A 25570-nucleotide genomic window follows, 5' to 3' on the forward strand; every position below is an offset into this window, starting at 1 on the left:
ATATATGAATTTTGCAGATATTTTTTCAAAAATAAGAAGACAACAACCTAGTATTAAAGAAGCTCCAAATCACTGGGTAAAATGCCAAAGTTGTCATGCTTTGATGTATTATAAAGAAATAGAATCTTGTTTTAATGTTTGTCCTAAATGCAATTATCACATGAGAATTTCAGCTGATGAACGTATTAAACTTTTAAGCGATGAAGGCAGTTTTATTGAGTATGATGCAAATTTAGAAGCTATAGATCCTTTAAAATTTGTTGATAGCAAATCCTATAAAAAACGCCTTAGCGAAGGTGAAAGTAAAACAGGTAGAAAAAGTTCTGTCATCAGTGGAGAATGTGAAATCAATGGTTTAAAAACCCAACTTGTTGTATTTGATTTTTCTTTTATGGGTGGATCTTTAGGTTCTGTTGAAGGAGAAAAAATCGTTAGAGCTATACAAAGAGCCATCACAAGCAAAACCCCTCTTGTCATCGTAAGTGCAAGCGGTGGAGCTAGAATGCAAGAAAGTACTTATTCTTTAATGCAAATGAGCAAAACTAGCGCCGCGCTTAAACTTCTTAGCAAAGAAAAACTTCCTTATATTAGCATTTTAACTGATCCTACTATGGGCGGTGTAAGTGCTTCTTTTGCTTGGCTTGGAGATTTAATCATCGCTGAACCTGAAGCTTTAGTAGGTTTTGCTGGTGCAAGAGTTATTAAACAAACCATAGGAGCAGATTTGCCTGAAGGTTTTCAAAAAGCAGAGTTCTTGTTAGAACATGGACTTATAGATGCCATAGTTGAAAGAGGAGAACAAAAACAATATCTTAGCGATGTACTAAAATTTTTTAGTGGAAAATAATTTGCAAGTTAATATCTTTTGTATTCAAAAAAGTGATGAATTTAAAACTTGGAGTGAGAAATACTCTAAACTCATCTCCAAATACGCCACTTTAAAAGAAATAAATGTTTTTAATAAAAAAATAGCCTTAGCTCAAAATTTAAATGCCATAGAAGCAAAAAAAAGCTATGAAGAAGCTTTTATGCCTTATAAAAAAGGCTATTGTATCGCTCTTGATGAAAGAGGAAAAGAACTTACAAGTATAGAATTTGCAAAACTCATCCAAGATAAAAATGAATTAAGTTTTTTTATAGGCGGTGCTTATGGTTTAAGAGAAGAATTTAATCAAAGTTTGGATTTTAGACTATCATTAAGCAAACTTACTTTAGCACATCAATTTGTTAAAACCTTACTTTTAGAACAAATTTATCGTGCATTTTGCATCAACAACAATCACCCTTATCACAAATAGAAAGTTTTAAAATGAAAAAAAATGAAATACAAAATTTCAAAAATATTTTAGAAGAAAGAAAAAAAGCCATCTTAGAAAATTTGCAAAGCAATTCAAATGAAATCGAAGCTCTTCACAATAGCGTCCCAAGCGATAGTGTAGATTTTTCTGTCATAGAAACAGGCTCTCAAATTGACTTTGCTATCAGCACCAATCTCAAAGAAGAACTTATAGAAATCGAAGATTCTTTAGATAAAATCAAAAACGGCACTTATGGAATTTGCGAATCTTGCGATGATGAAATCGACTCTCAAAGACTAAAAGTCAAACCTCACGCAAGATATTGTATCACTTGCCGTCAAATTGCAGAACAAGGAAAAAAACATGAAAATTAAACTCTTCTTACTTGCAAGTTTTATTTATATAGCACTTATTTTTGCCTTTGCTTGGCATCTAGAACTAGGAAGCTATACTCTAAATATCAGCACTTATACCTTTGAACTACCTATTATGATATGGCTTGTTATTCCTTTATTTATTTATATGATTTTAGCCGTTTTACACATAGCATTTTATGGATTTTTGCGTTATTTAAAATTTAAGCATTTTTTTAAAGATGCAGCTAAATTTGAAGCTTATACTCAAGATTTACTCCTTGAAAAAGATCTTAAAACCACTTTTCAAACAAAAGAATTTAGATCTGTAGCACAACTTTTTAAAACCATAAAAACACATGAAAAAATTCCACACTCAAATAAAATCAATGAAATTTTAGATCTTATTGATGGTTTAAATAAAAACGAATTTTTTAACCTTAGCAAATTTAAACTCGAAAATAACAATGTTTTATATTTGCAAAATGAAAAAAATCATCTCAAAAATGATGCAAATTATGCCTATAACAAACTTAAAAACCTTAATGAAATCAAAGATGAATTTGAAGAAATTGCTTTTAACACTCTTATAGAAAAAGCTAGTTATGAGCAAATTAAAAATGTAAAAATCCCTAAAAAGCCTTCTGAAGTTCTCACACTTATCAAGCGTTTTAAAGAAGGAAATTTAGAACTTAGTGTAGCAGAATATGAAGTTTTACTTTCACACAACATATTAAGCGAAAAAGACTATCTTAACGCAGCAAAACTAAGTACTAAACTTTTAAATCCTGATGCTATTTTAGGAATTTTTAACAAAATTAAAAATGAAAAAAGCGAAGCTTTAAGAGCATATTTATATCTTTTGGCTGAATTTGGACTTTTAGATGAGTTAAGAGAACAAATTCACAATGATGATAAAAAATTTAATGATTTTAAAGCCTTTTTAGCCTTGCGTGAAAAAAATATCAAAATCGATCTAAATCAACTCATACAATGATAGATTTTAGCAAAAAACCCCTGTTTTTAGCCCCTATGGCAGGTTTTTCAGATCTGCCTTTTCGTAATGTAGTAAAAAAATTTGGTGCTGATATTACCATAAGTGAAATGATAAGTTCTAATGCCTTAGTTTATGAAAGTTCTAAAACTTTACATATGTTAGAAAGAGCTGAATTAGAAAATCCCTATATAGTCCAAATTGCAGGTGGAGATAAAGAAGTGCTAAAAAAAGCAGTGCAAATGCTAAATGAAATGGATTTTGTAGATGGGATCGATTTTAATTGCGGTTGCCCTGTAAATAAAGTTATTAAACAATGTGCTGGCAGTGCTTTGCTAGAAAATTTAGAGCTTTTTAAAAATCTTGTAGGAGTGATTAAAGAAAACAATAAAAAAAGCCTTACAAGTGTGAAATTTCGACTAGGATTTAATGAAAAATATCCTGAAAAAATGGCTAAAATTTGCGAAAGCTTGGGGGTGGATTTTGTAAGTATTCATGGACGCACAAGAAAACAGCTTTATAGCGGAAAAGCCGATTATGAATCCATTGCCAATGCTAAAGCAAGCGTGAAAATTCCTGTGATTGCAAATGGCGATATTAACGCACAAAACGCTAAAGAAGTTTATAAAATCACAAAATGTGATGGACTCATGATAGGGCGTGCAAGCGTAGGAAATCCTTGGATATTTTATGAAATCAAAAGCGGTAAAAGTGTAGATGAAAAACTCAAAAAAGAAATCATACTCACTCATTTTGATGAAATGATAAAACACTACAAAGATCAAGGCGTAAGTATATTTCGCAAGCATTTACACGAGTATTCTAAAGGACACAAAGACGCTTCAGCCTTTAGAGATGAAGTCAATCGTATCGACAATACAGAAAAAATGCGAAAAAAAATAGAAGAATTTTTTAGTTTAGCTTGATCGATTTTTATAATTAAAAAACCTTAAGCCTTAATATCTATACCTTTTGGTGTAGAATTTAAAGAAAGAATTTTATTAAATTCTCCTGTGTTATCATCACTAAATTTCATACCAAAAAGAAGTTCTAACTCATCGCTTGTGCCAAATTTAGTTTCTAAAAGCTTTTTTACAAGCTCATTCATTTTATTATCATCTTTATAGGTTTCGCTTGAACTTTGCGCTTGTATAGGTTTAAATGGCTTTTTTTGTCTTCTTCTGAAGTTTCTTGCGATGAAACAACTTCTTTTTTGTTTGCTATCTCGGTTTGATATACTTCTCCCATTTTATCACTTTTGGCTTTCATTTCTAGCCATTGTTTTTTAAATTCTTCTATATCGCTAATATTGTTTTTAAGTTTTAAAATATTTGTAAAATCTGTTCCTATATCTCCTGTTATGCCGTATTTAATAGGATTTTGTTTTATAAATTCATTCAAATCTTCCACTTGATTTTGACTCATATTTTTATCATAGCCATTAAGTTTTCCTGATATGGTTGTTTCACCTTCCATAAGAGGATTTTGTCCTGACATACCCGCAAAAAATGCCATTAAAACACCGCCTTTACTTATAGTGCCATTATCATTTTTATAAAATGATGCTCCAATATCTATATGGGAACTTGGAGCAAATATATCGCTATTCTTTTTTAGTATAATCGTTAGGAGAATTTTCATTCCAACTTGGAAAACTTAATGCCAACTGTTTAGAACTTTGATAGATTTGCAAATCATTATTTGCACTTAAAGCACTATCAAACTCTTTTTGGGTTTGATAGATATTAGTTACTTGAAAACTTTTTTTGTCATAAGAAAACCCTAAAGGGATTTTGCTTAAATCTTCAGTAGTAAAATTTCCACTCGGTTCATCAACAAACTGTGAAAATACCTTGTAAGCATTACCTAAACTTTTGGCAATATCTATATTGGTAAAAGATTTAAAATTAAGGTTAGTTATATAACTAGCTAAATTTTCAGCACCTTTAGCATAAATCTTATAATCTTTTGGCAAGCCTGCTGCTTCGTTAAAATCACTTGTAAAAAAGCCCTCTTTATCTACGCCATAGCCTAAAATTTTATTACCGCTTGTGATTTATCACTTACAAGGTTTGAAGCTTCATTTATAGCATTAGATGATTTTGTATTTGAAGTAGTATTACTAAAAGTATTTGTGTAATTGTAGTTTGAATAAGAATTTATACCATTAATCATTTTTGCCTTCCTTGTAAATAAAATTATAAGATAAATCGGTAAAAATAATTTTTTCTTAAAATATCTACTCATAATTAAAATATATAATATAAAACCTTCTAACACTCGAAGAAAAAATTCTTACTTAATCTTCTAAGGTCCTTACAATCAAACTTTTAGGCAAATTAAAATGATCTATAAGTTCTTTCTCTTTTTCTCTCATTTCTCCATTATCATTTTCATGATCAAAACCTAGTAAATGAAGCATAGCGTGGATAAAAAGCAAGCTTATTTCTTCTTCATAGCTATGCCCTAACTCTTTAGCCTTTTCTTTTGCCAAATCCACATTGATCACAACAGAACCCAAAGGCAAACTCTCATCGATATTTTCAAGCGGAAAAGAAAGTACATCAGTGGTTTTATCTTGTTTTCTTTGCTCTAAGTTAATTTCTTGCATTTCTTTACTATCCACAAAAACAAGCTCCACATCTTTAGGACTTAAAAAACTTGCTATAGACTCTAAAAAATCACATTTTTCATCACTTAATATCATAAACCTTCCTTAATCAAATGATATAAATTTTCTATTTCTTCATCATCAAAAATCGCACAATTTTTACTGCTATAAAATTGTTTTAGTTTTTTCTCTTCAAACTCAAATCCTAAAGCGCATTGAGAATGCGAAGGTAAAAAAGCCCTTAGTAATGTAATGGAATTTTGAATTTTCTCATCACAGGCAAAACAAAAAAAATCCTTATGCAATCTTCCTTCAAATTCCAAAATTTTTAAATAAGCATCAACAATAACACGCTTTGGATTTTGTTTTTCAAACCTTTTCACACACTCATCAAGTAAATCAAAATAAAAACCATCAAGCTCTTCCACATCTTTTAAATGCCTATATAAAAGACGGATAAACTCTTGCCAAATAAGCATTTTATCCCTTTGCATAATCCATAAAAATCCCAAATGCAATACATCTTTAAGTCTTGGTAAAAAACTAGGATTTTCTTCTAAAGCAAAATCAATTTTATAGCCGCTTAAAATACTAGAATGTCTAAGTCCATAAAAACGATAAGCCTTAATAAGCATTTTAGGACTTAAAATATAAACGATCAAATCCTCATCTTTAACTTTTTGAGTATGAAGTATAAAGCCTTGCATTAAACAATTTCAATACCATAAGCCCTAAGTATATCAAAAGCGGATTTTTCTAAATTTTCATCAAAACTTGCACTTAAATTTTGGTGTAAAATTATCCTTGCATTAGGCTTAGCACCAAAAGCTAAAATGATATTACAAAACACACAAATATGAGAAACAAGCCCTGCAAAATGAAGTTCTTCATAATCACTTTTTTGTATGAAATTAGCTAATTCTAAGCTACCAAAAGTATTTTTATAAAAAATTTTATGAGCTTTTTGTAAAAAAGGTTTAAATTCCTTTGGCATTTGCCAACCTAAACTCTCTTTAATGCAATGTTTTACAGGTAAATTTAAACCTTCTTTGCTTTGTAGATAATGTTCATCGTGCGTATCATAGGTTAAAAGCAAATGCGTGTTATTAAAATCGATTTGATTTAAGGCTTTAAGAATATTTTCTTTGATTTTTAAAGCCTTATCAAAACCTAAACTTCCATCAATAAAATCATTTTGATAGTCCACTAAAACAAAAGCTTTTTTCATGCTTTTATGCCTTTTGAAGCCAAAAACTCTCCGTGTGTAAATTGGCAAAAGCGGTTTTTAAACTTGTAAAAAGCTTAGGATGATCTTTTTCTAAATTTGCTAAAAGCTGTTTAGCTTCTTCTCTAGCGTGGGGGAATTTTACATTTTTTTCGCTGAGTTTCATACCAGGACAAAATTCATTTCCTATCACGCTAAGTTCATTTTGCGTAGCATTATCCCTAAGCTGTCTTTCTCGCACAAAAATCAAAGGGCGTATCACAGTTACACCGCGTTTGCTTTGATAAATAGGCGCTAAGGTTCTTAAAGCTCCATTATGAATAAAATTCATAAAAAAGCTTTCTGCTGCATCATCTAAATGATGAGCTATAGCAAGCTTGTTAAAACCTTTTTCAAGAGCGTAAGTATATAAAGCTCCACGACGCATTCTCGAAAAATAACTACAAAAACTTGAATTTTCTCTTATGGTATCGCCTGAAACTTCATAAATATTTGAATCAAGCACGCTATGTTTAATGCCGTGTTCTTCACAATGTGCATGAAGATGAGAATAATCCTCGCCCATGCCATAACTCAAAGTTACCGCTTCAAGTTCAAATTTAAAAGGAGCGTGAGCTTGCATACGATTTAAAAGATGGGCTAAAGCCAAAGAATCTTTTCCGCCGCTAAGCCCTAAAAGAACCCTATCTCCATCTTTAATAAGTCCAAATTTAGCATTAGCTTGTGCAACTTGGCGTATGAGTTTTTTGCTAAGATTTATCATAATTTCTCGCACATTTTAAGCACAAAATTGGCTGAAATTTTAGCTGAATTGATCACAAATTCATCAAAATCAAATTCAGCCTTTTCCCCTGCTTTATCACTCATAGCTCTTAAGATAAAACAAGGCACCTTTAAAGCATCACAAACCAAAGCCACACTTGCGCCTTCCATTTCACAAGCATCAGCATTGAAAATTTCTCTGATTTTTGCTTTTTTTGCTTCATCGCAAATAAACTCATCACCCGTTGCAATAATACCTGCACGCAGTTTGATATTTAATTCCTTAGCAACTTCTAAAGCAAGATTGTTTAATTTCTCATCGGTTTTGATAAAAATTTCATTACCTGGAACAAAACCCAAAGGATGCCCAAAAGCGGTAATATCAAGATCGTATTGAGCTAATTTTGTTGCATAAAGCAAATCGCCAATTTCAAGTTCAGGATTAAAAGCACCTGCAACACCCGTAAAAAGCAACACTTGTGCGCCAAATTTTTCTATCATCACACTAGCACTAAGAGTAGAATTTACCTTGCCGATTTTAGAATACGCTAAAACAAGTTCATGATTTTTATACTTTGCAAAATAATAAGTATTGTTAGCGTGTTCTATTTTCGTATAATCTTTAAGTGTTTCAAGTAAAGGAGTGATTTCTTCACTCATGGCTCCTAAAATTGCTATTTTCATCATATAACCTTTAAAAATTCATCAATATCATTCATATTTGTTAAAGCATAAGTTTCTTTTGAAGTGATTTTTTTATTTAAACCCTTAAGCACACTTGCACCAAATTCTATGAAATAATCTACTTCATTTTCACATGCCTTGATACTTTGTTTATAAAGCACAGGAGAGATAATTTGTGCTTTTAAAAGTTCAAGGGCTTCTTCTTTGCTTGTATAAATTTTGGCATTTGCATTAGAAATTACGGCTTTAAAATTTGGTTTTAACACCTTTTCAAGCTCCACACAAAGCTTAGCTGAAGCATTTTCCAAAAGAGGACAATGACTTGCCACGCTCATATTTAAAAGCATAGCTCTTTTAGCTCCTGCTTCTTTAAATACACTTTCATAACTTGCTAAATCAGGTTTTAAACCTGCTACAACGATTTGTCCATCGCAGTTATAATTTGCAGCGAAAATTTGCTTGTTTTCTTTTTGTGCTTTTTGACAAAGCTCTTCAACTCTTTCATCATCAAGTCCCAAAACAACCATCATACTCGCTTCAACTTTTGCACAATCTTCTTGCATAAAAAGCCCTCTTTTATTGACCAAAGAAAGAGCCTCTAAAAAATCAAAAGCACCATTGACAGCTAAGGCTGAAAATTCTCCCAAAGAATGCCCTAAAGCAAATTTCGAACTTAAATCAGGTTTTTTTTCAAGTAAAACACTATAAGCCATTAAGGAATTTAAAACGATGGCGGGTTGAGTAAATTCACTTTGATTGAGTTTTTCGTTTTCTTCAAAAAGCAAATGTTTAAAATCAATCTTACAAAAATCACTTGCGTTTTGAAGGAGTTCTTTGGCTTTTATAGAGTTTTCATAAAAATCTTTTCCCATGCCAAGACTTTGTGAGCCTTGACCTGGAAATATAAACGCAGTCTTCATTAATGACAACCGCAACCGCCACCACAGCAACCGCCACCACCATGTCCGTGATGATGATCGTGCCCATGCCCACTTCCACAACCACAACTATGACTTCCTGCGATAATACCTGTAAGAATTTCATCTTCACTTGCAGCTCTAGCGTCTACGATATTTAAAGAAAAAAGCAAATCACGACCTGCATAAGGGTGATTATAATCAATTGTCACATCATTTTCGCCAATCTCTTTTACAGTTACACGAACGGTTTCGCCATTTTCACCTTCGCCAAAAAGCTCCATGCCTACCTTTAAATCAATACCTGCAAATTGCTCTTTTGGTAAAGTTTGAACGGCATTTTCATCGTATTCGCCTAAACCTTTTTCTTTTTTAATTACCACATCAGCATTGCTAGGGCAATCAAGCTTCATCACTTCTTCTTCTAAGCTTTCTAAAATCTGACCTTTGCCTAAAATAAAAGAAATAGGTTGAGAATATAAATTTGATTCTAAAACTTCATTTGTATTTGCATCTTTTAACTCATAAAACATTGAAACTACACTATTTTTTTCTATAGCCATTTTATCTCCTTAATTATTTTCTATTAGGTGAAGCTTTTGCTTCGGGTGAATTTGGATAATTAGTTTTTAAAGCTTTATAAAAACCATTTGCTGTTTTTGTATCACCTGTTTTATCCAATGAAATGGCAGTATGATATAAAAGTTTTGGGAAATAATCCCCTTTTGTACTCAAAGAAGAACTTTTTTTATAATAAACAATAGCATTGTTATAATTTTTTTGTTTATACTCGATCTCCCCTAACCAAAAATTTGCTCTTGCAGGTTTATACTGCTTTGTTATGAGAAAATTTAATTTTGCTTTGGAATCTTCAAAAGCATTTTTATCAACATCTTTTATCGCTAATTCTAAAATTTCATTATTTTTTTTCTTTTTCCAAGATTCATCAATTTGTTTTGCTTTATCATCTTGGGTATTTTGAGTATTATTGTTTTCAATGGTACTATTTGAATCTGTAGTTGAAACAACAACACTAGGTGTAATAGTTTTAACGCTTAAATTTGCATCATTTAATTCGTTTTTAGAAACATAATTTGCATTAATAGCATCTACTAAAGAACTAAGTTCGGCTAAAACTTTTTTTACTTGCTTATTATTAGCTTCTTGAATTTTTCTACTTTCTTCAACATAAGCCTTTAATTTTTGAATTTCACTAGTAAAATTATTTTCAATATTTTGATTATTCTCTTCAACTTGACTTAATCTAGAATTTGATTTGGCATATTGAGAATTTATACCTTCTAAAGTGCTTTGTAAACCCTCGATTCTTTCGTTAATTTCATTAATTCTAGCATTTGTTTGTATATTTTCATTATTTAAATTATCTAACTTTTCTTTAAATAATTTTTCATTTGAAGTTAAACCATAAGAAGAATTGCTTGTTATATCTCCTGCACCAAAAGCTGAGCTTTCTGCATAAAGTAAAGTAGCTCCAAGAAGAGCTACTGTGAATATTTTTTTCATTAATTATCTTGATAATTTAAATTCAGCACGTCTATTTTGCGCATCGCAAGCTTTAGTTTTTTCAGTGCACACAGGATTTGTTTCTCCATAGCTTTTAACAGCAATTCTATCAGCATTTACACCTTTAGCGATTAAAGCTTCTTTTACAGCTTTTGCTCTTTTTAAACCTAGAGCTTGGTTATATTCATCGGTTCCCCACTCATCGCAGTTTCCTTCAACAGTAATACTTACACCGCTTACTTCAGTGTTAAAAATATTAGCATTTGTGCTTACAACATTTTGCATATCAGGACGAATGTTGAATTTATCAAAATCAAAATATACTTTATTTAAAGTATCATTAAGTTGAGAAATTTTTGAATCAATATCCCAACCATCACTTCCACCTGAACCACGATTTGAATCAACACTACTATCACCGCTTACGCTAGTGCTTTTTGTGCTACAACCACTAATAACAACTGCAAGAGCTGCAATTGAAGTAAAAAGAATTTTTTTCATTTATGACCTTTCAAAGTTAATAAATTCTTATTATTATATCTAATTTTTAATTAATTTTAACCTAAAATTGAAATTTTTACCAATCAATTGATTGAATTTTTCCAACCCTAAGAGGAAAATAAAAAGTCTTATTTGCATTTACACGAATAACACCCAAAGCACTTTGCGCACCTAAATATTTGATAAATACTATACTTCCACCATCACTAGAAAATCTTGGAAATAAATTTTTTCCATTTGCTGTAAGTTGACGAATATAATCACTATTAATTGACATCAAATAAATATTAAAAACACCTGCTTGATTTGGTTCACGACTTGAATAAACCAAAAAATCTTTATAAGTCGAAACAGCCGAATTGTTTCTACCATGAAAAACAACTTGTTCAGCACTATTGCTATTTAAATCTTGCATAAAAATATTAGGATATCCTAAACGATCGCTTACAAATACCACTTTACTATCATCTGAGCCAATAAAATTTCCATTAACATCAATACCAGAATAATTAGTTAATTGTGTTAGATTTTTGGTATTTAAGTCATATAAATAAACATCAGGCTGATCTTTTGGAGCCATGGTAACAAGTAGTTTACTTCCATCTACATTCACATCACTTGCTACAACCATACCGCCACTTGATAAAATTTTACTAGCTTTATTGGTATTTAAATCATAACGGTATAAAGTTGGCTTATCATGATCATAAGCTGTATAATAAAATAGAGTTTGTTCTTTATTTCCCCATTTTGGAAATAAATTAAGTCCACCATCAACAATAACTTTTTGATAAGTTAAAGTATAATCAGCCATAATAATTTGACTTTTTTTAGAGCTAGAATTTCTCGCGATCAAAATTTTATGATCCATCCAATCAACAGGTGCAAGTCCTAACGCATTTACAGAAGCTTTGACGCTTTTATGTGCCAAAAATGGATATTGCTCTAAACCATTTAAAGTATAAGTTTGCTCTGACTTATCAGAACCGCCAGCTTTTATTTTTACATTTAAACTCAAAGTGTTACCATTTTTATTTAAAGTGTATTCAAAAGTATAATTACTTGTCTCAGTTGCATTAGCAACAACTTCAAAGTTTGAACTTACTTTCAAATCATTCACAATGATATTATAAAAGCTTTTCTTTAATTTCTCATCACTTAAATTTGAATTGTCTTTAACAATAATCTTTGGTAAAACTACACCAGAATTAACAACATCAATCACTGGATCTTCTGCCCAAAGACTTCCTAAAAAGACTAAAAAAATTGCTACAATTTTTTTCATTTTTTTCTCCTAATCATTTTTAACTTTTACTTCATCTCTTAAATTCATGGTAATGCTTATATTTTTATTTTGCGGAGGATAAGTAATAAATTTACCTTTTTGACTTTCTAAAAATTCAGCCACTTTAGCATCATATAAAGGATTCCCACTTTTTTCAACTGAAGTATAGCCAAATTTTCCATTTTCATCAATAAAAATTTTTACCTTAACAGAAATTTTTTCACTATTTGGATAATACTGAGTCCATCTTTGAGTGATAATACGCACAACTTTCCCTAAAAATTCATCATAAATTCCAATCTTTTGCGCCTTTGTGCTTTCGCCTTGCGTTGAACTTTCTTCTTGAAGTAAACTATCATTAAGTTGTTTTACAAGTTCAGAAGCTTGAGGTTTTGGGGCACTAGAAATTCCTGATTTAGCACTTGATTGAATTTTTGTAGTCTTTTCTTCTTGTATTTCTTTAATATTTCCAAAAAGCTCATTAAAATTACTTGCCTTTTGGTCAATATCTTCAGTTTTAACTGTTTTATTTGTAGTCTGAGCAAAAAGCTTTTCTATATCAATTTGCTCTGTTGATTTTTGTATTTCTTTAGGAGTGTTGCTTTGAGTAATAACTTGTTTTGATGGTTCAGTAAGTTCAATATCTACAAAACTATCTTTTATATCGGTATATTGTATAGCAGGTTCAACCTCGCTTACAAGTCTAAAAAAAACAAGAATTACTATACCAATATATATTGCTAAAGCAAGTAAAAACGAATTTAAATTACTCAAACCATAATTTTTCATGATTATTCAGTCTGTAAAGCAACTTTATTAAATCCTAAATTTTTTACACTTCTTAAGACTGAAATAACATCGTCATATTTTAAGCTTTTATCAGCGCGTATAAAAACCGGATCTTCGGTATTAAATTGTGCTTTTCTTTGAGCAAGATTGTCAGCAAAACTTATAAAATCGTATTTTTCTTGATTTAAAAAAATTTCTTTTTTTGCATTAATACTAATAATTAAACTCTTAACAGTTGGAGCGCTAGTATTTTTTTGACTACCTTGTGGAAGATTAATTTTTTCTTCATAAGTAATGCTTGGAGCTGTTACCATTAAAATCGCAAGCAATACAAGCATAATATCTACTAAAGGTGTGATATTAAGTTCAGGTTTTTCATCATCAAATGGCATTTTTAACCTTATTTACTCGAACTTATAACTTTAATCTCGCTATCAATAATGCTTAAAAGTTCAAAAGCTTTTCTTTTAATGATGAGATGAAATGTATAAGCAGGAATTGCTACTAAAATACCACAACCTGTAGCAACTAAAGCCTCACTGATTTTAGGAGCTATGAGACTTAAAGAATTTTGAGTTCCAAGCCCACCAAAAGTTTCAAGTATAGAAATAACTGTCCCAAAAAGACCTATAAAAGGTGAAGTTGAAGCAATAATACTAAGCCAAGTAAGCCCAGCAGAAGCGCGGCGACTTGCTAAATTTTTATAGATTTCTAAATGATTTGAAGTTGTATCATTACATTTTCTTAAAATCGAATCAGTACGACTTAAATCCTTCTCACCCAAGAGCAAAGTTTCTAAACTTTCTTTCTCCTTGTTTCTCCATGTAGCCAAATAAGTCAATCTAGCAAACAAAATACTAAATGCTAAAATAAAATATAAAGAAAGCCATAATAAAACTATATAAGTAATAATACTTGAACTATTGAAAAAATGAAATATAGCTTCAAAATTCATTAATGCATCCTTGCATTATCAAGTTTTGAAAAAGTTGCTGCTAAAGCTGCATTATCAGAACTCATAGATTTAATCAAATCTTTTGCTTGAGCAAGATTTCTTTCAATCTCACTTTCATCACTTCCACAAACCCAAATCGCACCCTTTGCTAACACGCAAATCTTATCTTCATCTACCTTTGCATGTCCAGCATCAATAGCAACTAACTCATGATTTAAATCAGCTTTTTCAATATCAATTACTCCAGATTTTAAAGAAGAAACCAAAGCAGCATGTCCTTTAAGCACACCAAATTCTCCTTCACTACCTGGTAAAGTAACAGATTTTACTTCTCCTTGATAGATTACACCCAAAGGCGTAACTATCTCGAAATTAATCAAATCGTTCATAAATTAACCTTTTAATTTATCCGCTTTTGCAATAGCTTCATCTATATTTCCAACCATATAGAAAGCATTTTCTGGTAAATGATCATATTTACCTTCTAAAATTCCCTTAAATCCTGCTATTGTATCTTCAAGGCTTATATATTTTCCTGGGCTACCTGTGAAAACTTCTGCAACGAAAAATGGTTGTGATAAGAATTTTTCAATCTTTCTTGCTCTTTCAACTACAAGTTTATCCTCTTCGCTAAGCTCATCCATACCTAAAATGGCAATGATATCTTGTAAATCTTTGTATTTTTGAAGTACTGATTGAACACCACGAGCAACATTATAATGTTCTTCTCCAATGATATTTGGATCAAGCATTCTTGAAGTTGAATCAAGTGGGTCAACTGCAGGATAAATACCTTTTTCAGCAATAGCTCTATTTAAAACTGTTGTAGCATCTAAGTGAGCAAAAACAGTTGCTGGAGCTGGGTCGGTCAAGTCATCAGCTGGAACATAAACAGCTTGAACTGAAGTGATTGAGCCTTTTTTAGTTGAAGTAATTCTTTCTTGGAATTTACCCATTTCACTTGCTAGGGTTGGTTGATAACCCACAGCTGATGGAATTCTTCCTAAAAGTGCTGACATTTCAGAACCTGATTGTGAAAATCTAAAGATATTATCAATAAACATAAGCACATCAAGACCCATTTCATCTCTAAAATACTCAGCCATTGTTAAACCTGTTAAAGCAATACGATTTCTTGCCCCTGGTGGTTCATTCATTTGTCCATAACATAGAGCAACTTTGTCTAAAACATTACTTTCTTTCATTTCATTATAAAGGTCATTTCCTTCACGAGTTCTCTCACCTACACCTGCAAATACAGAATAGCCGCTATGTTTAAATGCAACATTGTGAATAAGCTCCATAATAATAACAGTTTTACCAACACCTGCACCACCAAAAAGACCTACTTTACCACCTTTTGCATAAGGAGCAAGTAAATCCACAACTTTAATCCCTGTTTCAAAAATCTCACTTTTTGTGCTTTGATCTTCAAAAGCTGGCGGATCTCTATGAATTGCCCATTTTTTATCAAAAGAAATTTCTTCACCTTCATCGATCAAATCTCCAGTAACATTGAAAATTCTTCCTAAAACTTTCTCACCAACAGGAACACTAATAGGAGCACCTAAAGCCTCAGCTTTTAAGCCCCTTACCAAACCATCTGTCATATCCATAGCAATAGTTCTAACTCTATTATCTCCTAAATGAGCTGCTACTTCTAAAACAAGTTTATGTTTTTTTCCTTCGCTTTCAAAATTTACAACAATTGCTTCATTAATTTGAGGTAAATAGTCGTTAAAATCTACATCAACAACCGGACCTAATACCTGTGAAATAAATCCTTGCATTATTTATCTTCTCCTTAAAATTTACTATTTCATTGATTCAACACCACTGATAATTTCTATAAGCTCAGTAGTAATGGATTCTTGTCTTGCTTTGTTATAAGCTAAATTTAGTTGTTTCACTCTTGCCTTTGCGTTATTAGTTGCATTATCCATAGCTTGCATTCTTGCACTATGCTCTGCCGCCAAAGAATCAATTAACGCATAATACATATTATACTCAAAATATGTTTTCATTAAATCTTCTAAAAGCTCAGTTCCTTCTGGTTCAAGCTCTAAAAGAGAATTATGAGTCTGTTTAATACTCTTTGGTTCAACCGGAATAAGATGATTAATTTTAAGTTCTTGGGTAATCATATTTTTATAACCATTATGAACTAAAATCACTTCATCTGTATTTCCATTTAAAAAATCATCCACAACAGCATGAATTACTTCACATGCTTTCTCATAATCAGGACTAGAACTAAGATGGAAATATTTCTCTAACAATTCTATTTTTTGAAAATTAAAATATTCAATCCCAGTTTTACCTATAGCTCTAAGACGAATATTAATATTTTTTGCTTCATATTCTTTTAGCATTTCACTTACTGTTTTTAAAGTCTTAATATTAAAACCACCGCATAAGCCTTTATCTGCAGTAATAAATATTAAATCTACGGTTTTAATTTGTTCTTTTTTATGAAACAAAGATAAACGCACATCATCTTCATTGTGAACAATTTTATTGATCTGAAATGAAATTTCACTTAAAATTTCATCAATTTTTTGTGCATAAATTTTTGATCTTTTAGCTGCTTCTTCTGCTTTTTTTAACTTAGCAGTAGAAACTAGCTTCATAGCATTTGTAGTCTTTTGAGTGTTATGAACACTTTTAATTTTTCTTTTAATTTCTTTTAAATTAGACATAAAAGACCTTATAAATGATTTGCTTTAAACTCATTAATGGCTTTAGCTAGTTTTTCTTCCAAATCAGAATCTAAAGCTTTTTTAGAGCGAATTTGCTCAAAAATATCTGGATGTTTTGCCTCAATAAAAGGATAAATTCCATCTTCAAATTCTTTAATTCTAGAAACAGCAATATCATCTAAGAAACCTTTGGTTCCTGCAAAAATTACAACTACTTGTTTTTCAACACTAAGCGGAGAATAAGGTGGTTGTTTTAAGAGTTCAACCATTCTTTGTCCACGTTCAAGTTGTTTTCTACTTGCTTCATCTAAATCACTAGCAAATTGCGCAAAAGCTTGAAGCTCTCTATATTGAGCAAGGTCAAGTCTTAATGTGCCTGAAACTTGTTTTGTAGCTTTAATTTGAGCAGCCCCACCTACACGAGATACTGATAAACCAACATTAATTGCAGGACGAATTCCTGAGTTAAATAAATCAGTTTCTAAGAAAATTTGTCCATCTGTAATTGAAATAACATTAGTTGGAATATAAGCAGAAACATCTCCTGCTTGTGTTTCAATTATCGGCAATGCTGTCAAAGAACCAGCACCTAATTCATCATTTAGCTTGCTTGCTCTCTCAAGCAATCTTGAATGAAGATAAAAAACATCGCCTGGATAAGCTTCACGACCCGGGGGACGACGTAAAATCAAAGACATTTCGCGATAAGCTACAGCATGCTTGCTCAAATCATCATAAACAATTAAAGCATGTTTTGCGTTGTCTCTAAAAAATTCACCCATGGTTACGCCAGTATATGGAGCTAAGTACTGTAAAGCCGCAGGATCTGAAGCACCAGCATTTACAACAATAGTATATTCCATAGCACCATGTTCTTCTAGTCTTTTAACCACTTGTGCCACTGTGCTTTGCTTTTGACCAATTGCAACATATATACAGATAACTCCTTGACCTCTTTGAGATATAATAGTATCAACAGCAACAGTAGTTTTACCTGTTTGTCTATCACCTATGATAAGCTCTCTTTGACCACGACCAATTGGCACAAGCGCATCAATAGCTTTAATTCCTGTATGTAAAGGTTCATGAACACTTTTTCTCGCCATAATACCTTTTGCTTTTTCTTCAACAAAACGATATTCATTAGCATTGATCACACCTTTAGCATCAATTGGCTCGCCTAAAGCATTTACAACACGACCAACCAAAGCCTCACCTACTGGAACTTTAAGTAATTTCTTAAGTCTTTTTACAGAAGCACCTTCTTTTAAACCTTCTCCTTTTCCAAGTATAACAATACCTACACTCGACTCTTCAAGGTTTAAGGCCATTCCTTTATCACCATTTTCAAATTCTACCATTTCTCCAGCCATAATATTCTTAAGTCCATATACCTTAGCAACACCATCAGCTACAGAAATAATCTTTCCTGTTTCTTCAATTTCAAGATTTAAATCAAAATTTTCAATTCTTTCTTTGATTATTGAACTGATCTCATCAGCTTTAAATTTCATTTACTTTTTCTCCTTAGATAATTTTCAATATATATTCATTTAGCTTATTTTGAAGAGCTTTCATAGAAAAAGAAAGTTCATAACCTAATTCTTCCAATTCTATTTTAATGCTATCATCTTGACTGATTTTATTGTTTAATTTAATATTTGCATTAAATTTTTTGTTAAGTTTTACTTCAAGATCTTTAAGATTTTCTTGACTTAATTTTTCTTTAGAATACACAATACCAACAAAAATATTTTCTTTAAAAGCTTTCTGTCTTTCAAGTTCTTTAACTATTTGAGGAATGCATTTTAATCTTGAATTTTCAATCAAAAGTCTTAAGAAATTTTGAAAACTAGAATTTTTAATATCAAAAAAAGAATCAAGAAATTCCATTTTTCTTTCTTTTTTAATCTCATTAGATTCTATAATATTTTTAAATTTTGGCAAAACAAAAGCAGAATTTAAAATACACAAATTCTGATAAAAATCATTTATATCAGCTCTTGAAGCTATCGCTTTTGCATATCTTCTTGCAATTATATTTTCCATATTTAAGATACCTTCTTCATCATAAGTTCTATTATTTCACTCTGTTTTAATGTCATATTTGGATCAGAAAAAATTTCATTTAAAGTATTTGATACTAATTCTTTTTCCATTTTTCTAAATTCATAATCTTTCTGTTCCTCGAAATGTTTTTGAAGTAAATCCAACTCATCTTGAGTTTCTTTCTTAATATTTTTAACTAAGATTTCAGCTTCTTTTTTTGCTGTAACTAAAGCAGCAGCAGCATTTGCTTTAGCTTCTTCAAGTTTTTTCATCGTATCTAATTTCTTAGCTTTACTTTCTAAAAGTTTTTTTTGAATTTCATCAAGCTTAGAAGAAATTTTTACAATACGGTTTTTGTAAAAATTTTTAAATGGAGTTGCAACAAAATAATACAATATACCCACAAAAATTAGAAAATTAATAGTCCTTGGAATAATATCATATTCTCCACTATCATTTGATGCACCAAAAGCATACAAAGGTAGCAAAAATATAATAAATAATAACTTACTCATTTCTCTCCTCTTAAATTTTCTTTATGTTATTTTGCAAAGCTTGCTTAAGCTCAGGTAAATGTATGTTTAAATGTTCTTGTAACTCTTTTTTTTGAATAGCTAAATCTGCATAAAAGCTGGCCATTTTTCTTTCTAATTCTTCTTTCTTGCTTCTAAGAATTTGCTCTGCCTCTTCTTTAGCAGCAGCTATAGCACTTTGTTTGATTTTTTGAATTTCTTCTCTAGTGTTAATATGAATAACTTCTAATTCATCATTCACACATAAAACTTCTTGAGAATTTTCTTTTACTTTATTCTCATCATTTTTTATAGAATCATTTCTTTCATCCATAAATTTTAAAAGCGGCTTATACAGCATACTATTTAAAATAACTATCATAGCCAAAAAAATAGCTATAGTAGCAAGCATTATGGAAGGATGCATATCTTCAAACATAATTCTCCTTGGTTAGAATTTTTGAAGGACTATTTTACCATAAAAAAGCTAAGATTTTGGTTAAAACTTTTCAAGCATTTTGATTAATTTTTTAATTTTATCAATATTTTCTAAATGAATTACAAAATCATTATTTTTATTTTTGCAGTCAAATCCAAAGCGATTTAGTATTTGTTTTAATTTTTTTATTTCATCTTCAAATTCTTGATTAGGTAAGCTTTCATTATTTTTTATTTTTTTAACTATTTTTTCAGTATCTCTAACATTAAGTTTTTGACCTATTATGCTATCAACCAACATTTTTTCATCTTTTTGATCTAAACCAACCAAAACTTTAGCATGACCCTGAGAAATTTTTCCAGAAGCAATCAACTCTTGAGTTCTAATATCTAAATTCAGAAGTCTTAAAGTATTTGTTATTTGAGTACGAGACTTATGAATAAGTTCTGCTAAATTCTCTTGAGTAATCTTATGGACTTGCATCAAATCCTTATAAGAATTAGCAAGTTCAATAGGGTTTAAATTCTCTCTTTGTATATTTTCAATAAGAGCCAATTCTCTAAGTTTATTCTCATCAATATCAGCAATAAAAGCTAGAATTTCTTTTTTTCCTAATGCTTTTACTGCTCTTAAGCGACGTTCTCCAGCAATTAAAATAAATTTATTATTTTTTTTAAATACAATAATAGGCTGAATAAGTCCAAATTCTTTGATAGAATTAGCAAGCTCATCTAAAGCTTCTTGATTAAAATTCTTTCTTGGCTGAAATGGATTAGGTGAAATTTGATCAATTTCTATCATAGTGCTTTGATTTTTATCAAAACCCAATTCTTTACTATAAACAGTATCCATATCACTGATTAAACTACTTAAACCCCTATCTTTATTTAACCCCATTATAATTATCCTAATATAGAATACGCCAAATTTTGATAAGCAACAGAACCTGGTGATTTAATATCATAAAGAATTATAGGCTTTCCAAAACTTGGACTTTCTGCAAGTTTTACATTGCGAGGGATCACAATAAAATCATCTTCGTTCCCATTGATAGTAAAAAGTTGTTTTTTAAAATTTTGTTTCAAATCATCTACAACATCTTTAGAAAGATTATTTTGAGAGCTATACATTGTCGGTAAAAATCCACGAACCCTGAGTTTAGAATTAATAGTTTTTTTGATAATTTTAATTGTATTTAAAACCATAGCTACACCCTCAAGCGCATAAAATTCACACTGTATAGGGATAATTACACTATCACTTGCTGCAAAAGCATTTATAGTAATACTTCCAAGAGCAGGTGGAGAATCAATAATAATAAAATCATACTCATCAATCACTTCTTGAATTTGATTTTTAAGCAACATTTTTTTCTCATTATTTTCACCTTTAGCAAGCTCTTGTTCTATGCCTACAAGACCTATATTTGAAGGAGCTAAATGAAGTTGTGGCAATTCTGTTTTTAAAATAATATCTGAAAGCTTTTTTCTTCCTATAAAAACATGGTAAATATTATACTCATAATTATTACGATTAAAACCAAGTCCTGTAGTCGCATTAGCTTGCGGATCAACATCAATCAAAAGTACTTTTTTTTCAGCCACAGCCAAAGAAGCGGCTAAATTTACTGCTGTTGTAGTCTTTCCTACTCCACCTTTTTGATTTGCTATTGTAATAATTTCGCTCATCTTAAACTATACACCCTTTTATCGCCTAGTAAAATTGAACCATCTTCATACAAAAAAGAATTTTCAAGTGAAAAAACTTTACCTTCATGATGGACGCTAAATTTTCTTGATTTTTCGAATTCTAACATATACTTGCTAAAAATATTCTTCCATAAAATTTTTTTTTCTACTTTTTGCAAAAACTCACTCACTAAATCTTTAAGCGAAATTTCTATATCGCATAAAGCTGTATTTTGGGGTGCAAATTTCAGATTTAAACCCATACCGCCTATGATAAAATTTGAAATTTTAGCACTTATAACCCCTCCAGCTTTTTTATCATCTAAATATAAATCGTTAGGCCATTTAAGCCAAATTTTAGAACCTTTTTCTTGTAAAACTTCTTTAAGTAAATAAGCAAAATAAATACTCACAGAAGCTAAAGGTAAATCTTTTGGCAAGTCTTCTTCTTTAATACAGAAAGAAAGATGTAAATTTCCTTTAGAGCTCTGCCAAGAATTTTCCCTACTTCCAACTCCATTTATTTGTTCTAAAGCATAAATAGCAAAATTTTCATCAATCTTTCCATTGCGTATTTGCTTGCATAAAAAAAGATGAGTTGAGTCTATACTTTCAACACAAACTATCTTCACTTTTAAGCCTTTTTCCATTTAAATAAGTCCTACCATCAAGAGCTTTTTTTCCACTTTCTTGAAGTTTTTTAATACGCAAAACTCCTTGTTTGCAAGCAAGCAAAAAACTTTCTTTTTCTAATTCTAAAATTTCACCCATCTTAGCATTTTGTTTTAATTCATCCACAAGTTCAAGTTCTAAGAATTTAAGTCCATTTTCCAAGAAAACTCCAGGCCAAGGGGTGAAAGCTAGATATTTTTGATAAAGTTCTCTTGCATTTTGCAAATTTATAAGCCCATCTTCTTTTTTGATTTTTCTACAAAGCGTTGCTAGACTTTCCTCTTGTTTTTTAGGGGTGATTTTATCAAAATTTAAAAGAGTAGAGAGGATCAGCTTAGCGGCCAAATTTGCTAAAAGTTCAAAAACTTCACTTGAATTTTTATCTTTTATATCACATTCTAAGCTTTCAAGTATAGCACCTGTGTCAAGCCCTTCTTCCATGAGCATGGTGCAAACTCCACTTTTTTCATCTTTATTTAAAATTGCACTTTGGATCGGACTGGCACCACGGTATTTTGGAAGTAAAGAAGCGTGCAAATTCACACAAGGTGCTAAATCCAAAATGGCTTTAGGTAAAATTTTTCCATAGGCAGCAACCACGATAAAATCAGGATTTAAATCCTTAATCTCTCTTATAATATTTTTATCTTTTAAAGAACTTGGAGTAAAAATAGGAATACTAGGATAATTTTGACTTAAAAAAGCCTTAGTATCACTTGGAGTTAAAATTTGCTTTCTACCTACGGCTTTATCAGGCTGAGTAAAAAGTGCTACGAGTTTAAAATTTTCATTTTCTACTAGTGCTTTTAAAATACAAGTTGCGTAAGATGGAGTGCCCATAAAAATAATTTTTTTCATTTTTTCGCTTTGTGTGAAATTAAAAGTTTTAATTATAGCTTATTTGATTTTAAAAGAGAATTTAATAAATTAATCACTCAAACAAAGTTCCACCTATTTGTTTATCTTCTAATAAAAATGTCTTTGCCACACTTAAATCAAAGCCACTTGCTAAAAACATTTTTTTATTGTGTTCAAGTAAAAATTTAGCTGCCTTAAGTTTGGTTACTATACCACCTGTTCCGTGCTCACTACCTGTTTTTATGGTTGCTTGTAGCCATTCTTCTTTAATATGAGTGATTTTTTCTAAACGCTTTGCATCACTAAATTCACTAGGATTTTTATCGTAAAATCCATCAATATCGCTTAAAATCACAAGCAAATCCGCATCAAAAAAATGCGTAGCATAAGCACTTAAACTATCATTATCACCAAAGACAATTTCTTCTATAGCTGTAGCGTCATTTTCATTGATAATAGGCAAAATTCCTAAATTTATCATCATATCGATAGCATTTTTTGCGTGTTTGGTAGCTTTTCTAGAGTCAAAATCCTTGCCTGTAAGTAAAATTTGTCCGCCTAGTTTGTTAAATTTGGCTAAAAGCTCGTTATAAACACTGATTAAAAAAGGTTGTCCAATAGCAGCTAAAACTTGTTTATTAATAAGGTTTTTTCTATCGATATCTAGTTTGGTGTGTCCTGCCGAAATAGCAGCCGAGGTTACTAAAATTACTTCATATTTTTCCATGAGTTTAGCTAAAAATGCGACTAAATTTTTAAGACGCTCAAAACTTAAAGTGTTTTCTTCGCTAATCACATGAGAACCCACTTTAACAACTATTCTTTTCATGCTTATTCCTTGAAAAATTTTTATAATTTTAGCCAAAATTTCATATAAACTAGTTATTTTTTGAAAAAATAGGGAGTGTTTGAAATTTTTAATATAAAACACTTCCTAGATTGTTAAAATTTTTATTTGTTATTTCTTAAAGTTTTAATTTCTTCTAAAAGCATGAATTTAAGTTCTTTAAGTCCTGTTTTTTCAAGGCTTGAGACTTTGATTAAAAAGCTTTGTGGATTATTTATTTCTTTGAGATAATTGTCTAACTCATTAATGTTTAAAGCAATTTGCTCAGCAAATTCCTCTCCTAAACGAACACTATCACTTTTTGAAATCATGATGCCAAATTTACGCCCAAAAAGTTCATTGGAAAATTTTTCAAGTTCTTTTCTTAGTACTATAAATTGTTCTTTTAAAGGCATTTGCCTCACAGGATCTAGCACGAAAAGTAAAAAGCTCGTTCTTTCTATGTGCTTTAAAAAGGCAAGTCCTAAGCCTTTACCCCCACTTGCTCCTTCGATAATCCCTGGAATATCAGCCATAACAAAGGAATTATCCTCATCTACATCTACGAGTCCAAGTTTTGGAGTAAGGGTGGTAAATTCATAATTTGCAATTTCAGGTTTTGCATTTGAAACAACGCTTATAAGAGTAGATTTTCCCACATTTGGAAAGCCCACAAGCCCTACATCGGCAATAAGTTTAAGTTCAAGTCTGACTAAGCGACTTTCTCCTTTTATACCAGGTTGTGCGTAATCGGGGCGTTGATTGGTGGCGTGTTTAAAATGGGTGTTGCCAAGTCCACCTTTTCCACCTTTTAAAAAAAGCTCTCTTTGTCCTTCTTTGGTAAGATCAAGTAAAATTTCATTGGTTTGTACATCGATAACTTGCGTTCCTTCGGGCACTATAAGTTCTAAATTTTCACCCTTTTTGCCATTTTTATTGCGTCCCATTCCACCAGCACCATTTTGCGCGCGTAATTCTCTTTTGCCTTTGAAATTTACAAGAGTGTGGGTATTATTATCACATACGAAAATAATATCACCACCATTTCCACCATCTCCTCCATCAGGGCCACCGAGTGGAACATGTTTTTCACGGCGAAAACTTACAGCACCTTTGCCACCATCGCCTGAAGCTAAAGTAATTTTAACACTATCAATAAACATTTAAATTGCCTTTGACTTTAAATTTATAAAGCTAAATTTGAGTACATAAAAGAAGTTAAATTTATAAATTTAAAGTTTTCAAGACGCTAAAAAGCGTCCTAAAAACTTATGCAGGATATACAGAAACTTTTTTTCTATCTTTGTCTTTTCTTTCGAATTTTACAAAACCATCAATTAGAGCAAAGATAGTATGATCTTTTCCCATGCCTACATTGTTACCTGCATGAGTTGCAGTTCCTCTTTGGCGGATGATGATATTTCCAGCTCTAACAAACTCGCCACCAAATTTTTTAACACCTAAACGACGACCTATGGAATCGCGGTTATTTTGAGTTGAACCTTGACCTTTCTTGTGTGCCATTCTTTACTCCTTAAACTTTGATATCTTTTACTACAACGCGAGTAAATTGTCTTCTAAAACCGCGTTTGAGTTTAGAATCTTTTCTGCGTCTTTTTTTGTAAATCACAACTTTTTTATCTTTTCCGTGATTGATCACTTCCAAAACAACTTTTGCACCTGCTACGAAAGGCGCACCTACCTTTAATTCTTTATCATTGATAGCAAGAACTTCGCTTACTTCAATACTTGCTTTGCTTTCAGCTTCAAAGTGATCTAGTTTTAGCTCATCGCCAACACTTACTTTGTATTGCTTTCCGCTGTGTTTGATAATAGCATACATTGCTTTTCCTTATAAATTGGTAGTACCATAAAGCACCGTAATAACGGATTTAAAAGCTTTAGTGGTTTAATAAAATTTCGATTTTA

35 protein-coding genes and 1 pseudogene are annotated in these 25570 nt (G+C 30.9%); 5 read left to right on the plus strand and 31 right to left on the minus strand.

Annotation, left to right across the window (positions count from 1 at the left end; all coding sequences use genetic code 11):
* The first annotated feature begins 4 nt into the window (after positions 1-4).
* From accD to BGS40_RS05825, 5 genes are read left to right on the plus strand one after another with little or no spacing between them, the layout of a single operon-like run.
* Positions 5-847: an acetyl-CoA carboxylase, carboxyltransferase subunit beta gene (accD, locus tag BGS40_RS05805; RefSeq protein ID WP_002857277.1), complete on the plus strand. Its 843-nt coding sequence runs from the start codon at positions 5-7 to the stop codon at positions 845-847.
* A gap of 1 nt (position 848) precedes the next feature.
* Positions 849-1298 (plus strand): 23S rRNA (pseudouridine(1915)-N(3))-methyltransferase RlmH, encoded by a 450-nt coding sequence (locus tag BGS40_RS05810; protein ID WP_002867813.1) that lies wholly within the window; start codon positions 849-851, stop codon positions 1296-1298.
* Positions 1299-1309: 11 nt separating this feature from the next.
* Positions 1310-1672, plus strand: a complete 363-nt coding sequence (gene dksA / locus BGS40_RS05815) for a molecular chaperone DnaK suppressor DksA (protein WP_002851949.1) — start codon at positions 1310-1312, stop codon at positions 1670-1672.
* Entirely contained in the window at positions 1662-2648 is a 987-nt protein-coding gene (locus BGS40_RS05820; protein WP_002851806.1) for a hypothetical protein, read from the plus strand. The genes dksA and BGS40_RS05820 overlap by 11 nt, the downstream gene beginning before the upstream one ends.
* Positions 2645-3571 (plus strand): tRNA dihydrouridine synthase, encoded by a 927-nt coding sequence (locus BGS40_RS05825; protein WP_087704541.1) that lies wholly within the window; start codon positions 2645-2647, stop codon positions 3569-3571. The genes BGS40_RS05820 and BGS40_RS05825 overlap by 4 nt, the downstream gene beginning before the upstream one ends.
* Before the next feature lie 23 nt (positions 3572-3594).
* Here BGS40_RS05825 and BGS40_RS09915 read toward each other — a convergent pair.
* From BGS40_RS09915 to rplU, 31 genes and pseudogenes are all read right to left on the minus strand, one after another.
* Positions 3595-3842: pseudogene (locus BGS40_RS09915) on the minus strand (Cj0814 family flagellar-dependent secreted protein); the annotation flags it as partial.
* Between the two features lie 406 nt (positions 3843-4248).
* Positions 4249-4701: a Cj0814 family flagellar-dependent secreted protein gene (locus BGS40_RS09920; protein ID WP_374220166.1), complete on the minus strand. Its 453-nt coding sequence runs from the start codon at positions 4699-4701 to the stop codon at positions 4249-4251.
* Positions 4677-4820: a hypothetical protein gene (locus tag BGS40_RS09925; RefSeq protein WP_192866058.1), complete on the minus strand. Its 144-nt coding sequence runs from the start codon at positions 4818-4820 to the stop codon at positions 4677-4679. The genes BGS40_RS09920 and BGS40_RS09925 overlap by 25 nt, the downstream gene beginning before the upstream one ends.
* A 124-nt stretch (positions 4821-4944) precedes the next feature.
* A complete protein-coding gene (ybeY, locus tag BGS40_RS05850) occupies positions 4945-5352 on the minus strand; it encodes an rRNA maturation RNase YbeY (protein WP_052794165.1) in 408 nt (135 codons plus the stop codon).
* Positions 5349-5963 carry a recombination protein RecO gene (gene recO / locus BGS40_RS05855; RefSeq protein ID WP_052794164.1) on the minus strand — a complete coding sequence of 205 codons (615 nt, stop codon included), beginning with the start codon at positions 5961-5963 and terminating at the stop codon, positions 5349-5351. Before recO ends, ybeY begins: the two co-directional genes overlap by 4 nt.
* Positions 5963-6484, minus strand: coding sequence for an isochorismatase family cysteine hydrolase (locus tag BGS40_RS05860; protein WP_052782311.1), 522 nt, complete (start codon positions 6482-6484; stop codon positions 5963-5965). The genes recO and BGS40_RS05860 overlap by 1 nt, the downstream gene beginning before the upstream one ends.
* Before the next feature lie 4 nt (positions 6485-6488).
* Complete coding sequence (locus BGS40_RS05865) at positions 6489-7244, minus strand: tRNA 2-thiocytidine(32) synthetase TtcA (RefSeq protein ID WP_002866734.1); 756 nt, start codon at positions 7242-7244, stop codon at positions 6489-6491.
* The gene (gene pfs / locus BGS40_RS05870) at positions 7241-7930 is read right to left on the minus strand and encodes an aminodeoxyfutalosine nucleosidase (protein ID WP_002860591.1); all 690 of its coding nucleotides are present in this window, start codon (positions 7928-7930) and stop codon (positions 7241-7243) included. The genes BGS40_RS05865 and pfs overlap by 4 nt, the downstream gene beginning before the upstream one ends.
* Complete coding sequence (locus BGS40_RS05875; protein ID WP_257841713.1) at positions 7927-8799, minus strand: ACP S-malonyltransferase; 873 nt, start codon at positions 8797-8799, stop codon at positions 7927-7929. Before BGS40_RS05875 ends, pfs begins: the two co-directional genes overlap by 4 nt.
* Before the next feature lie 47 nt (positions 8800-8846).
* On the minus strand, positions 8847-9407 hold the full coding sequence (locus BGS40_RS05880) for an FKBP-type peptidyl-prolyl cis-trans isomerase (RefSeq protein ID WP_052797973.1): 561 nt from the start codon (positions 9405-9407) through the stop codon (positions 8847-8849).
* A 13-nt stretch (positions 9408-9420) separates the two neighbouring features.
* Positions 9421-10368, minus strand: a complete 948-nt coding sequence (locus BGS40_RS05885) for a tetratricopeptide repeat protein (RefSeq protein WP_002851738.1) — start codon at positions 10366-10368, stop codon at positions 9421-9423.
* Positions 10369-10371: 3 nt separating this feature from the next.
* The gene (pal, locus tag BGS40_RS05890) at positions 10372-10869 is read right to left on the minus strand and encodes a peptidoglycan-associated lipoprotein Pal (protein ID WP_002851617.1); all 498 of its coding nucleotides are present in this window, start codon (positions 10867-10869) and stop codon (positions 10372-10374) included.
* Between the two features lie 76 nt (positions 10870-10945).
* The gene (gene tolB, locus BGS40_RS05895; protein ID WP_096738501.1) at positions 10946-12154 is read right to left on the minus strand and encodes a Tol-Pal system protein TolB; all 1209 of its coding nucleotides are present in this window, start codon (positions 12152-12154) and stop codon (positions 10946-10948) included.
* A 9-nt stretch (positions 12155-12163) separates the two neighbouring features.
* Positions 12164-12943 (minus strand): TonB C-terminal domain-containing protein, encoded by a 780-nt coding sequence (locus BGS40_RS05900; RefSeq protein ID WP_096738502.1) that lies wholly within the window; start codon positions 12941-12943, stop codon positions 12164-12166.
* Positions 12944-12945: 2 nt separating this feature from the next.
* Positions 12946-13335 carry an ExbD/TolR family protein gene (locus tag BGS40_RS05905; RefSeq protein ID WP_002866730.1) on the minus strand — a complete coding sequence of 130 codons (390 nt, stop codon included), beginning with the start codon at positions 13333-13335 and terminating at the stop codon, positions 12946-12948.
* Between the two features lie 8 nt (positions 13336-13343).
* On the minus strand, positions 13344-13898 hold the full coding sequence (locus tag BGS40_RS05910; RefSeq protein WP_002885353.1) for a MotA/TolQ/ExbB proton channel family protein: 555 nt from the start codon (positions 13896-13898) through the stop codon (positions 13344-13346).
* Positions 13898-14287: an ATP synthase F1 subunit epsilon gene (gene atpC, locus BGS40_RS05915; RefSeq protein WP_002885351.1), complete on the minus strand. Its 390-nt coding sequence runs from the start codon at positions 14285-14287 to the stop codon at positions 13898-13900. The genes BGS40_RS05910 and atpC overlap by 1 nt, the downstream gene beginning before the upstream one ends.
* Before the next feature lie 3 nt (positions 14288-14290).
* Positions 14291-15688, minus strand: a complete 1398-nt coding sequence (atpD, locus tag BGS40_RS05920; protein ID WP_052794159.1) for a F0F1 ATP synthase subunit beta — start codon at positions 15686-15688, stop codon at positions 14291-14293.
* Between the two features lie 24 nt (positions 15689-15712).
* The gene (atpG, locus tag BGS40_RS05925) at positions 15713-16597 is read right to left on the minus strand and encodes an ATP synthase F1 subunit gamma (RefSeq protein WP_052794158.1); all 885 of its coding nucleotides are present in this window, start codon (positions 16595-16597) and stop codon (positions 15713-15715) included.
* Positions 16598-16605: 8 nt separating this feature from the next.
* Positions 16606-18111, minus strand: a complete 1506-nt coding sequence (atpA, locus tag BGS40_RS05930) for a F0F1 ATP synthase subunit alpha (protein WP_052794157.1) — start codon at positions 18109-18111, stop codon at positions 16606-16608.
* 13 nt (positions 18112-18124) lie between these two features.
* Positions 18125-18646, minus strand: coding sequence for a F0F1 ATP synthase subunit delta (locus tag BGS40_RS05935; RefSeq protein WP_052794156.1), 522 nt, complete (start codon positions 18644-18646; stop codon positions 18125-18127).
* A 2-nt stretch (positions 18647-18648) separates the two neighbouring features.
* Positions 18649-19161, minus strand: a complete 513-nt coding sequence (locus BGS40_RS05940) for a F0F1 ATP synthase subunit B (protein ID WP_052794155.1) — start codon at positions 19159-19161, stop codon at positions 18649-18651.
* A 10-nt stretch (positions 19162-19171) separates the two neighbouring features.
* Positions 19172-19597, minus strand: coding sequence for a FoF1 ATP synthase subunit B' (locus BGS40_RS05945; RefSeq protein ID WP_002859779.1), 426 nt, complete (start codon positions 19595-19597; stop codon positions 19172-19174).
* Between the two features lie 60 nt (positions 19598-19657).
* A complete protein-coding gene (locus BGS40_RS05950; protein WP_096738503.1) occupies positions 19658-20494 on the minus strand; it encodes a ParB/RepB/Spo0J family partition protein in 837 nt (278 codons plus the stop codon).
* Between the two features lie 5 nt (positions 20495-20499).
* Entirely contained in the window at positions 20500-21285 is a 786-nt protein-coding gene (locus BGS40_RS05955; RefSeq protein ID WP_002851697.1) for a ParA family protein, read from the minus strand.
* A complete protein-coding gene (locus tag BGS40_RS05960) occupies positions 21282-21935 on the minus strand; it encodes a biotin--[acetyl-CoA-carboxylase] ligase (protein WP_002858812.1) in 654 nt (217 codons plus the stop codon). The genes BGS40_RS05955 and BGS40_RS05960 overlap by 4 nt, the downstream gene beginning before the upstream one ends.
* On the minus strand, positions 21898-22815 hold the full coding sequence (fmt, locus tag BGS40_RS05965) for a methionyl-tRNA formyltransferase (protein WP_002859775.1): 918 nt from the start codon (positions 22813-22815) through the stop codon (positions 21898-21900). The genes BGS40_RS05960 and fmt overlap by 38 nt, the downstream gene beginning before the upstream one ends.
* 73 nt (positions 22816-22888) lie before the next feature.
* Positions 22889-23644: a glutamate 5-kinase gene (gene proB, locus BGS40_RS05970; protein ID WP_002851769.1), complete on the minus strand. Its 756-nt coding sequence runs from the start codon at positions 23642-23644 to the stop codon at positions 22889-22891.
* A gap of 122 nt (positions 23645-23766) precedes the next feature.
* Entirely contained in the window at positions 23767-24804 is a 1038-nt protein-coding gene (gene obgE, locus BGS40_RS05975) for a GTPase ObgE (protein ID WP_096738504.1), read from the minus strand.
* Positions 24805-24910: 106 nt separating this feature from the next.
* On the minus strand, positions 24911-25165 hold the full coding sequence (gene rpmA, locus BGS40_RS05980) for a 50S ribosomal protein L27 (protein ID WP_002800974.1): 255 nt from the start codon (positions 25163-25165) through the stop codon (positions 24911-24913).
* 10 nt (positions 25166-25175) lie between these two features.
* Positions 25176-25484, minus strand: coding sequence for a 50S ribosomal protein L21 (gene rplU, locus BGS40_RS05985; protein ID WP_057991250.1), 309 nt, complete (start codon positions 25482-25484; stop codon positions 25176-25178).
* Positions 25485-25570 lie beyond the last annotated feature (86 nt).

It is taken from the genome of Campylobacter sp. 107 (assembly GCF_002383835.1).
GTDB classification, from domain to species: Bacteria; Campylobacterota; Campylobacteria; order Campylobacterales; family Campylobacteraceae; genus Campylobacter_D; species Campylobacter_D jejuni.

What these genes read in the sequence shown, in the direction of transcription:
- BGS40_RS05910 (WP_002885353.1), bottom strand. Translation starts at nt 13,898, where the DNA reads ATGAATTTTGAAGCTATATTTCATTTTTTCAATAGTTCAAGTATTATT.
- BGS40_RS05875 (WP_257841713.1), bottom strand. Translation starts at nt 8,799, where the DNA reads ATGGGAAAAGATTTTTATGAAAACTCTATAAAAGCCAAAGAACTCCTT.
- rpmA (WP_002800974.1), bottom strand. Translation starts at nt 25,165, where the DNA reads ATGGCACACAAGAAAGGTCAAGGTTCAACTCAAAATAACCGCGATTCC.
- atpD (WP_052794159.1), bottom strand. Translation starts at nt 15,688, where the DNA reads ATGCAAGGATTTATTTCACAGGTATTAGGTCCGGTTGTTGATGTAGAT.
- BGS40_RS09925 (WP_192866058.1), bottom strand. Translation starts at nt 4,820, where the DNA reads ATGATTAATGGTATAAATTCTTATTCAAACTACAATTACACAAATACT.
- pfs (WP_002860591.1), bottom strand. Translation starts at nt 7,930, where the DNA reads ATGATGAAAATAGCAATTTTAGGAGCCATGAGTGAAGAAATCACTCCT.
- atpC (WP_002885351.1), bottom strand. Translation starts at nt 14,287, where the DNA reads ATGAACGATTTGATTAATTTCGAGATAGTTACGCCTTTGGGTGTAATC.
- BGS40_RS05880 (WP_052797973.1), bottom strand. Translation starts at nt 9,407, where the DNA reads ATGGCTATAGAAAAAAATAGTGTAGTTTCAATGTTTTATGAGTTAAAA.
- rplU (WP_057991250.1), bottom strand. Translation starts at nt 25,484, where the DNA reads ATGTATGCTATTATCAAACACAGCGGAAAGCAATACAAAGTAAGTGTT.
- recO (WP_052794164.1), bottom strand. Translation starts at nt 5,963, where the DNA reads ATGCAAGGCTTTATACTTCATACTCAAAAAGTTAAAGATGAGGATTTG.
- proB (WP_002851769.1), bottom strand. Translation starts at nt 23,644, where the DNA reads ATGAAAAGAATAGTTGTTAAAGTGGGTTCTCATGTGATTAGCGAAGAA.
- BGS40_RS05955 (WP_002851697.1), bottom strand. Translation starts at nt 21,285, where the DNA reads ATGAGCGAAATTATTACAATAGCAAATCAAAAAGGTGGAGTAGGAAAG.
- atpA (WP_052794157.1), bottom strand. Translation starts at nt 18,111, where the DNA reads ATGAAATTTAAAGCTGATGAGATCAGTTCAATAATCAAAGAAAGAATT.
- atpG (WP_052794158.1), bottom strand. Translation starts at nt 16,597, where the DNA reads ATGTCTAATTTAAAAGAAATTAAAAGAAAAATTAAAAGTGTTCATAAC.
- BGS40_RS05900 (WP_096738502.1), bottom strand. Translation starts at nt 12,943, where the DNA reads ATGAAAAATTATGGTTTGAGTAATTTAAATTCGTTTTTACTTGCTTTA.
- tolB (WP_096738501.1), bottom strand. Translation starts at nt 12,154, where the DNA reads ATGAAAAAAATTGTAGCAATTTTTTTAGTCTTTTTAGGAAGTCTTTGG.
- BGS40_RS05825 (WP_087704541.1), top strand. Translation starts at nt 2,645, where the DNA reads ATGATAGATTTTAGCAAAAAACCCCTGTTTTTAGCCCCTATGGCAGGT.
- BGS40_RS05940 (WP_052794155.1), bottom strand. Translation starts at nt 19,161, where the DNA reads ATGAGTAAGTTATTATTTATTATATTTTTGCTACCTTTGTATGCTTTT.
- BGS40_RS05935 (WP_052794156.1), bottom strand. Translation starts at nt 18,646, where the DNA reads ATGGAAAATATAATTGCAAGAAGATATGCAAAAGCGATAGCTTCAAGA.
- pal (WP_002851617.1), bottom strand. Translation starts at nt 10,869, where the DNA reads ATGAAAAAAATTCTTTTTACTTCAATTGCAGCTCTTGCAGTTGTTATT.
- accD (WP_002857277.1), top strand. Translation starts at nt 5, where the DNA reads ATGAATTTTGCAGATATTTTTTCAAAAATAAGAAGACAACAACCTAGT.
- BGS40_RS05865 (WP_002866734.1), bottom strand. Translation starts at nt 7,244, where the DNA reads ATGATAAATCTTAGCAAAAAACTCATACGCCAAGTTGCACAAGCTAAT.
- BGS40_RS05820 (WP_002851806.1), top strand. Translation starts at nt 1,662, where the DNA reads ATGAAAATTAAACTCTTCTTACTTGCAAGTTTTATTTATATAGCACTT.
- ybeY (WP_052794165.1), bottom strand. Translation starts at nt 5,352, where the DNA reads ATGATATTAAGTGATGAAAAATGTGATTTTTTAGAGTCTATAGCAAGT.
- BGS40_RS05905 (WP_002866730.1), bottom strand. Translation starts at nt 13,335, where the DNA reads ATGCCATTTGATGATGAAAAACCTGAACTTAATATCACACCTTTAGTA.
- fmt (WP_002859775.1), bottom strand. Translation starts at nt 22,815, where the DNA reads ATGAAAAAAATTATTTTTATGGGCACTCCATCTTACGCAACTTGTATT.
- BGS40_RS05945 (WP_002859779.1), bottom strand. Translation starts at nt 19,597, where the DNA reads ATGTTTGAAGATATGCATCCTTCCATAATGCTTGCTACTATAGCTATT.
- BGS40_RS05950 (WP_096738503.1), bottom strand. Translation starts at nt 20,494, where the DNA reads ATGGGGTTAAATAAAGATAGGGGTTTAAGTAGTTTAATCAGTGATATG.
- dksA (WP_002851949.1), top strand. Translation starts at nt 1,310, where the DNA reads ATGAAAAAAAATGAAATACAAAATTTCAAAAATATTTTAGAAGAAAGA.
- BGS40_RS05960 (WP_002858812.1), bottom strand. Translation starts at nt 21,935, where the DNA reads ATGGAAAAAGGCTTAAAAGTGAAGATAGTTTGTGTTGAAAGTATAGAC.
- BGS40_RS05885 (WP_002851738.1), bottom strand. Translation starts at nt 10,368, where the DNA reads ATGAAAAAAATATTCACAGTAGCTCTTCTTGGAGCTACTTTACTTTAT.
- obgE (WP_096738504.1), bottom strand. Translation starts at nt 24,804, where the DNA reads ATGTTTATTGATAGTGTTAAAATTACTTTAGCTTCAGGCGATGGTGGC.
- BGS40_RS05860 (WP_052782311.1), bottom strand. Translation starts at nt 6,484, where the DNA reads ATGAAAAAAGCTTTTGTTTTAGTGGACTATCAAAATGATTTTATTGAT.